We start from the raw sequence: 7,013 nt of genomic DNA, 5'->3' as shown, positions 1-7,013 counted from the left end.
TCTACCGCGCGTACGGCGAATCCATCCATACTGGAATTGGCAAAGGCGGGCAAATCAATCTGCGAGATAATCTCTTCAGCCAAGACGCGCCCAAGAGCATTTGCAAGCGGAACCGATTCAGCCGTCAGTGGCGAAAATTCGGCCAGCAAACGGGCTTGGGCTTCTGCGATGGGAGTTAAGGGAAATTGAGACGGCATGGGCTTAACGTGCGCGTACCCGCCGGGCGTCAACAATATTGTCGAGACGTTCTACACGATCCAGAATGCGGCTGAGATGGGCAATATCGCGCACCTCAAGCACCAGATCGAAGGTGGCCATATTGCGGCGGTTGACATCCACTTGCACGCGGTTCATACTAACCCCTTCGTCGTCCAGCAGCGTTGAAACATCTTTCAGCAGTCCGGCGCGGTCGTAGGCTTTGATGCGTACCGGCACGGGGAAAGTTTGCCGGACTTCGCCCCAGGAGACTTTTACCAGACGTTCCTGATCTTTGACGTTGAGAATATTTGGGCAATCGCGGCGGTGAATGGTTGCGCCGCGCCCGCGGGTAATATAACCAGTTATTTCATCGCCGGGGGCCGGGTTGCAGCAAAGCGCCATGCGCGTGAGCAAGCCCTTGAGGCCGCGCACCGTGATGCCTTCCACGGTCTGCGATTCCATCTCTTTTAATGGCGGCACCGGAAATTCGAAATCGTCGTCTTCGTCTTCCTCGATCAAAATTAGCGCGTTGGAAACACGCGCCAGCGGAAGATCGCCAATCCCAATCGCCTCAGAGAGATCATCCACAGCCTTAAAATTTAAGTCCCGCGCCAACTGCTCCAGATTTTCATCGACCAGTCCCAATTGGCGGAGTTCACGCTCCAGGAGTTCGCGGCCGTGTTTTACATTTTGGTCACGGGCCTGAATTTTAAACCAGCGCTGAATTTTTGAGCGCGCACGCTGGGTTTTTACCAACCCCAGACGCGTATTGAGCCAGTCCCGGCTGGGGCCGCCACGCTTGGCGGTAAGAATGGATACCTGATCGCCGGTTTTGAGGGATGAATCGAGCGAAACCAGTTTGCCGCCAATTTTGGCGCCACGGCAGCGATGTCCAACTTCCGTATGCACATGATAGGCAAAATCGATCGGGGTTGCCCCTTGTGGCAAGTCGATGATGTCGCCTTTAGGGGTAAAAACATACACCCGGTCGCCAAAGACATCTGATTTCATGCCATCGACAAATTCCTGAGCGTCATCCACATCTTGCCGCCATTCCATGAGTTGGCGCAAATAGATAATCCGGCGCTCGAAATCGGGATCGTGTCCGGAGCCTTCTTTGTAGCGCCAGTGGGCAGCAATGCCATATTCGGAATCCTGGTGCATTTCCTGAGTGCGAATTTGCACTTCAAGGGTGCGGCCATCATCATAAACTACCGCGGTGTGCAAAGATTGGTAGAAATTCTCTTTGGGGGCAGCAATATAATCGTCAAAAGAGCCTGGGATAGGCCGCCAATTGGCATGAATTTCACCCAAGACAGCATAACAATCGGCTTTTGCGGGCACCAAAATACGAATACCGCGAATATCGTAAACTTCTTCAAAAGGGACCCCCTTGCGCTGCATTTTGCGGTAAATCGAATAGATATGCTTGGGTCGGCCGGTAACCTGAGCCTTTTTGATGCCGACTTGATCCATGACGGCCTGTAAGCGGTCTTTGATGGCATCAACGGTTTCTTCGCGCTCTGTGCGCCGCTCGGTTAGTTTGCGCGCAATTTCGAGATATTTTTGATTGTCGAGATAACGGAAAGACAAATCTTCTAATTCCCACTTCATTTGCCAGATACCCAAACGGCTTGCCAACGGCGCAAAAATATCCATGGTTTCTTTGGCAATGCGCTTTTGCTTGTCGGGTGAAGTAAAATTCAGTGTGCGCATATTATGCAAACGGTCGGCAAGTTTAATCAGCACCACCAGCGGATCATCGGCCATTGCCAAAAATGTTTTGCGCAAACTGGCTGTCGCCAGGGCCGATTTATCATGCCGTCCGCCTTTTTTGCCGGGCTGAACTTCTTCCGCCAGTGGTTCTTCTTCGACATCCAGATGGTCGCCACGCGAGACGCGCGGCAACGATGTCAGTTTGGTGACCGAGTCAACCAGCATGGCAACATCATCGCCAAAATCACTACGTAAAGTTTCAATGGTGAGATCAGTATCTTCTACCGTATCGTGGAGCAGACCCGCAGCGATTACCTGCGGCGGCACCATCATCTCGGCGAGGATAGTTGCCACAGCCATGCAATGCAGAAAATAGGGTTCGCCCGAGGCGCGTGTTTGTCCCTGATGCGCTTTTTCGCCCACACGGTAGGCGCGCTGAATGAGTTCCCGGTCAATCGGGGAATATGAATCAGGGAGAATTACAAGCAGCTCTTCAACACTCATAACACCAGAGTATAATCACGCCGTGGGTTTGGAGCAAGGTCATAAATCGATCAAATCACGAAAACACCACAAATGCCTGCCGCTCAGCGTGAAATCAACCGCAACCAATCTACCGCGCGAACAGTGCGGTGCAGCATGTGGTCGTCATCGACCGTATTGAATTTAAGTTGTGTAAAACTGCGCTCGGCTAAACTACGCACATAATCGATCGGGATCACATCATCTTGCGTACCATGATAGATGATTGTGGGAACATCAACTTGCAAATTCTCTTGAAGGGCAAAATCGGGCCAGACAAGGGCTGGCGCGAGGAGAATTAGTTTGTCCAACCTTTGGGGGTGCATCTTCGCATAGAGCGCAGCCATCAACCCCCCAAAGCTGGAACCGATCAACGTCCAATTATCTTCAGGATGAGATTGCAAAATTGAAAGGAGTTTGCCCATGCGCTGATCCAGTGATCCGGTAAAATCGGGGGTATGCACATCGGGAAAACGATCCCTCAAATATGCGGCCTTCATCCCCTGACTGCTACCTTCCAATCCATGAATAAAAAGCAGGTTCATAGCTTCACTTTGCCCTAATCTCTGATACACTATACCCAATGATACCAAAGCCAACGATACCCGTACCCAGCAAGAAAATCCTCCTGGTTGAAGATAATGACGTAATTCGCGAAGGCATCGCCCAGCATTTGCAGATTGATAATTATCTTGTCATTCAGACTAGCAACGGAGCAGAAGCACTCAAGGTGCTTAACAATTTTACGCCCGATCTGATTCTCTCAGATATTAACATGCCCGGCACAGATGGAATTGAACTTTATAAAGAAATCCGCAAAAATCCAAGCCTGATCACAGTGCCGTTTCTTTTCCTGACCGCGGATAATTCGGCGCAAAGCCGTCGGCTAGGACGCGAACTTGGGGTTGAAGATTATCTTACCAAACCCATCAATCGCCAGGATTTGCTCAGCACAATCAATGCCCGCTTGCTACGCTCTGCCGAGGTAGAAGTTGCGCATATTGGTCAGGCTTACCTGGAAACCGTGAAAGTATTAGCCAATGCAATTGAAGGACGCGATCATTATACTCGCGGGCATGTGGACCGTGTGACCAAATACGCGCTTTGGATGGCCGAAGAGCTACGCTGGCCGGATGAACAGATGCGCATGATGGAATTTGGTGCCCGACTGCATGATATTGGCAAAATCATCATTCCGGATCAAATTCTGAACAAACGCGGGAGACTCACGCCAGAAGAGTGGGCGTTGATGCAGCAGCATCCTGTCGCCGGGGAAAAAATTCTGAGTGGAATCAGCCATTTGCAGGCCGCGCGGCCATATGTGCTTTATCATCACGAACATTGGGATGGCACAGGCTATCCCGAGGGTTTGCAAGGCCGCGAGATTCCGCTGGAGGCGCGCATTTTAGCCATCATTGATGTGTATGATGCACTGACCACAGAGCGGCCTTATCATCCGGCGCGCCCACATGGCGAGGTCTTGCATTATATCGAATTGCAATCCGGAAAATATTTTGATTCAGATCTGGTGGTTGTTTTTCTTGATGTCATGAAAAAACGCCTGCCTGAAAGTTAAAAATGCGCTCACTTACCATTCCTACGCCAGAGAGGATCATCCTCGTAGTTGAAGATAGTTCGCAAATACGCAATGTCATCGCCCGCGCTTTAATGATGGAGGGCTATATTACGCATCAAGCTGGAAACGGTTTAGATGGACTTAAAATGTTGGAGAAAGTCACCCCGCATCTGATTCTTTCCGATGTGAATATGCCTCAAATGGATGGCCTCCAATTTTTCCAAGCAGTGCGTAAAAATCCAGCCTGGACAACCATCCCATTTATTTTTCTGACCTCCCACAGTTCCACAGAAGACATTCAGCGTGGGCGCGAATTGGGTGTTGAAGATTACCTCACCAAGCCCATTGACCCACACGATCTAATTAAGATTATTAATGCCCGCCTGTATCGCACAGCGGCAGTTGAAGTTGCGCAGGTGGGGCAGGCATATTTGGATACCGTCAAAGTTTTGGCAAATGTCATCGAGGGGCGAGATCACTATACCCGCGGGCATGTGGAACGCGTGACAACGTACGCCATGTGGGTGGCAAATGAATTAAACTGGCCGCTTCAACAACTGCGAATGCTTGAATTTGGGGGACGCTTGCATGATATTGGCAAAATACTCATCCCGTCAAGTGTACTCAATAAACCGGGCCGCCTCACCGATGATGAGTGGAGCATGATGAAAAGGCACACTATCGCCGGTGCAAAAATGCTGCGAGACATTCAGCATTTGCATGGGACGCTGCCCTATGTGCTGTATCACCACGAAAAGTGGGATGGCACAGGTTATCCCAAAAACCTACGGGGAAAAGAAATCCCAGTTCAAGGGCGGTTATTAGCTCTCGCCGATGTGTATGACGCCCTGACTACAGCGCGCCCCTATCATACCGCTCGCAAACATGAAGATGTGATTGAAATTCTACGCAAAGACTCTGGCATTCATTTTGATCCGAAATTAACACCAATTTTCATCGATGTACTCAATAAGCGTAGAGCGCAATCCATAGCTCAAAAGAAAACCTGATCAAGGATTTTAACTTGCGGGTCGAAAACGATCCGCAATGCGCAAACCCAGCGTAAATATCCCTGCTAACAACCCTACTGCCAGATAATCAATCACTGGAATGCGCGCGATCTCATTCAGCGCCAGCCAGCCGCGTCCGCTGTACACCCAGATCGCGCTGAGAATATATGCCAGGCTAACTCCCCAGCGCACCCGGCGCGAGAGTTTCAATCCGTGCATTTGGGTAATCACCAAAACACCGCCAAACCCAAAGGCAAACATCGGCCATAGATTATTCCCCTGCATTACAGCAACAAGCGTGCCATGCACCAAAACGCCAACTTCTTGAAACAGCGTCCACCAGCGGTTGGTGTGAATGCGCATGAAGAATAAACTTCCCTGCAACAACAGCAAAAACATATAAAAGAAGCCTATCAAATGCCCATTGGTGAAAACCATGGGGTGATACCAGAAGGTATACACGGTCGCCCAGGCAAAGAAATAGCCGTGATATTTACGCGCAAAACGGATGATCTCCTGCTTCAGGGGCAATTTCTTGCCAAAAAACATCCCGCGGCGATTATTCTCCATCAGCAATACCCAAACCAAGAGCACCACAACCGATCCCTGCGAACTCCAGATCGAGACATCCTGCGCCAGGCCATCATATAACCAATGCGTCTGCACAAAATGGAGAATGATGAACAGCGCATTCACAGCCAATGCGGCCCAATTCCAGCGATGCAAGCTGGTTGAATATTTCGATTTCTGAGACTGGGCCTTGTAAATCAGATACCAGAATGACAACTGGTGCAGCAAATACATACCCCAGGCCGATAAACGCGTCCAGAAGGTGGGTTCGGGGAGCTTCCAGTAATACCACGAAGCGCCCTGATCGGGGAGCAGGCGAATGGCATCCAGGCGCGAACCAGCCAACCAAATCAAACCCGAAAAAAGCAAACTCAACAAAATTCCACCCCATAAAACTTGTACATCTTTACGTGAAGTTGTGTTCTGCGACATATTCTTAATATCCTCCTCGCTTATTTTCCCAATAAATCCCGGAAAGCAGTTTCCGCCGTGGGGAATTTAAAGCTAAAACCCAAAGCCTGCAATTTTTCAGGCAGCACACGCTGACCATCAAGCACTACCGTGGCAACTTCGCCAAACATCAGGCGCATGACAAAACCGGGCAAGGGAATCACCGAAGGTCGGCGCATCACTTTCCCCAGGGCTTTGCCAAAATCGGCATTGGTCAGCGGGTTGGGGGCGGTTAGATTTACCACACCATTGGCCTGCGAATTGGTGATGACAAAGCGCAACGCAGATGCGGTATCGGCGATATGAATCCACGAATACCACTGGCGGCCATGCCCAAACGTGCCGCCTGCAAACAGGCGATAGGGCAGCAACATGCGCGGCAACGCTCCACCCGCAAGGCTGAGTACCACGCCGGTGCGCACGATCACACGTCGCACACCCAGAGCTTCAACCGCGGCAGAAACCGCTTCCCATTGTTGGGAGACTTCGGCCACAAAATCACTCCCGGTGGGCGAAGTCTCGGTCAGCGGTTCATCACCCTGCGTGCCATAGTAGCCGATCGCCGATGACTGCACAAAAACCAGGGGTTTCTTCTCGGCGGCCTGGATCGCTTCAACCAGCGCCGTGCCTGCATCCAGGCGACTCTGCAAGATGAGCGCTTTGCGCTGCGGAGTCCAGCGGGCGGGGAAGAATTTCTCCCCGGCGATATTTTCTCCGGCCAGATTGACGACCGCATCCACGGTGTTGATGACATCACCCCACCCCTGGGCGGATTTCCCGTCCCACTGAATGGCTGTCACCCCCGGGGGAAGTTCGAGCGTCCCCGCGGGTTGGCGCGTCAACACCAGGGGTTGATCTCCCGCTTCAAGAAATTGTTTCACGAATTCGCGGCCAATCAACCCGCTGCCGCCTGCGATCAAGACTTTCATAACACACTCCAATCTACCATGCTCAACCAACCTTCGATCGGT

General features: G+C 51.2%; 7 protein-coding genes. 2 read left to right on the top strand and 5 right to left on the bottom strand.

Annotation, left to right across the window (positions count from 1 at the left end):
* The 3 genes from HN413_16465 to HN413_16455 form a co-directional block, all read right to left on the bottom strand.
* Nucleotides 1–197 (bottom strand): molybdopterin molybdenumtransferase MoeA (locus tag HN413_16465; protein ID MBT3391994.1); only part of this gene is annotated, 197 nt, incomplete at its 3' end.
* Between the two features lie 4 nt (nt 198–201).
* Entirely contained in the window at nt 202–2,418 is a 2,217-nt protein-coding gene (locus HN413_16460) for a bifunctional (p)ppGpp synthetase/guanosine-3',5'-bis(diphosphate) 3'-pyrophosphohydrolase (GenBank protein ID MBT3391993.1), read from the bottom strand.
* 83 nt (nt 2,419–2,501) lie between these two features.
* Nucleotides 2,502–2,981, bottom strand: coding sequence for an alpha/beta fold hydrolase (locus HN413_16455; GenBank protein MBT3391992.1), 480 nt, complete (start codon nt 2,979–2,981; stop codon nt 2,502–2,504).
* 38 nt (nt 2,982–3,019) lie between these two features.
* On the opposite strand from HN413_16455, the gene HN413_16450 reads away from it, so the two are divergent.
* Both HN413_16450 and HN413_16445 read left to right on the top strand, forming a co-directional pair.
* A complete protein-coding gene (locus HN413_16450) occupies nt 3,020–4,012 on the top strand; it encodes a response regulator (GenBank protein ID MBT3391991.1) in 993 nt (330 codons plus the stop codon).
* Between the two features lie 2 nt (nt 4,013–4,014).
* Entirely contained in the window at nt 4,015–5,022 is a 1,008-nt protein-coding gene (locus HN413_16445) for a response regulator (GenBank protein MBT3391990.1), read from the top strand.
* A 9-nt stretch (nt 5,023–5,031) separates the two neighbouring features.
* Here the strand turns inward: HN413_16445 and HN413_16440 are convergent, their stop codons facing one another.
* Together HN413_16440 and HN413_16435 are read right to left on the bottom strand one after the other, a co-directional pair.
* On the bottom strand, nt 5,032–6,024 hold the full coding sequence (locus HN413_16440; protein ID MBT3391989.1) for a hypothetical protein: 993 nt from the start codon (nt 6,022–6,024) through the stop codon (nt 5,032–5,034).
* Nucleotides 6,025–6,044: 20 nt separating this feature from the next.
* Nucleotides 6,045–6,971: a TIGR01777 family protein gene (locus HN413_16435; GenBank protein ID MBT3391988.1), complete on the bottom strand. Its 927-nt coding sequence runs from the start codon at nt 6,969–6,971 to the stop codon at nt 6,045–6,047.
* Nucleotides 6,972–7,013 lie beyond the last annotated feature (42 nt).

The organism is Chloroflexota bacterium, assembly GCA_018648225.1.
Lineage (GTDB): Bacteria > Chloroflexota > Anaerolineae > Anaerolineales > UBA11858 > NIOZ-UU35.
This window is presented reverse-complemented; position numbering and strand designations above follow the sequence as displayed.

What these genes read in the sequence shown, in the direction of transcription:
- HN413_16440 (MBT3391989.1), bottom strand. Translation starts at nt 6,024, where the DNA reads ATGTCGCAGAACACAACTTCACGTAAAGATGTACAAGTTTTATGGGGT.
- HN413_16450 (MBT3391991.1), top strand. Translation starts at nt 3,020, where the DNA reads ATGATACCAAAGCCAACGATACCCGTACCCAGCAAGAAAATCCTCCTG.
- HN413_16445 (MBT3391990.1), top strand. Translation starts at nt 4,015, where the DNA reads ATGCGCTCACTTACCATTCCTACGCCAGAGAGGATCATCCTCGTAGTT.
- HN413_16435 (MBT3391988.1), bottom strand. Translation starts at nt 6,971, where the DNA reads ATGAAAGTCTTGATCGCAGGCGGCAGCGGGTTGATTGGCCGCGAATTC.
- HN413_16455 (MBT3391992.1), bottom strand. Translation starts at nt 2,981, where the DNA reads ATGAACCTGCTTTTTATTCATGGATTGGAAGGTAGCAGTCAGGGGATG.
- HN413_16460 (MBT3391993.1), bottom strand. Translation starts at nt 2,418, where the DNA reads ATGAGTGTTGAAGAGCTGCTTGTAATTCTCCCTGATTCATATTCCCCG.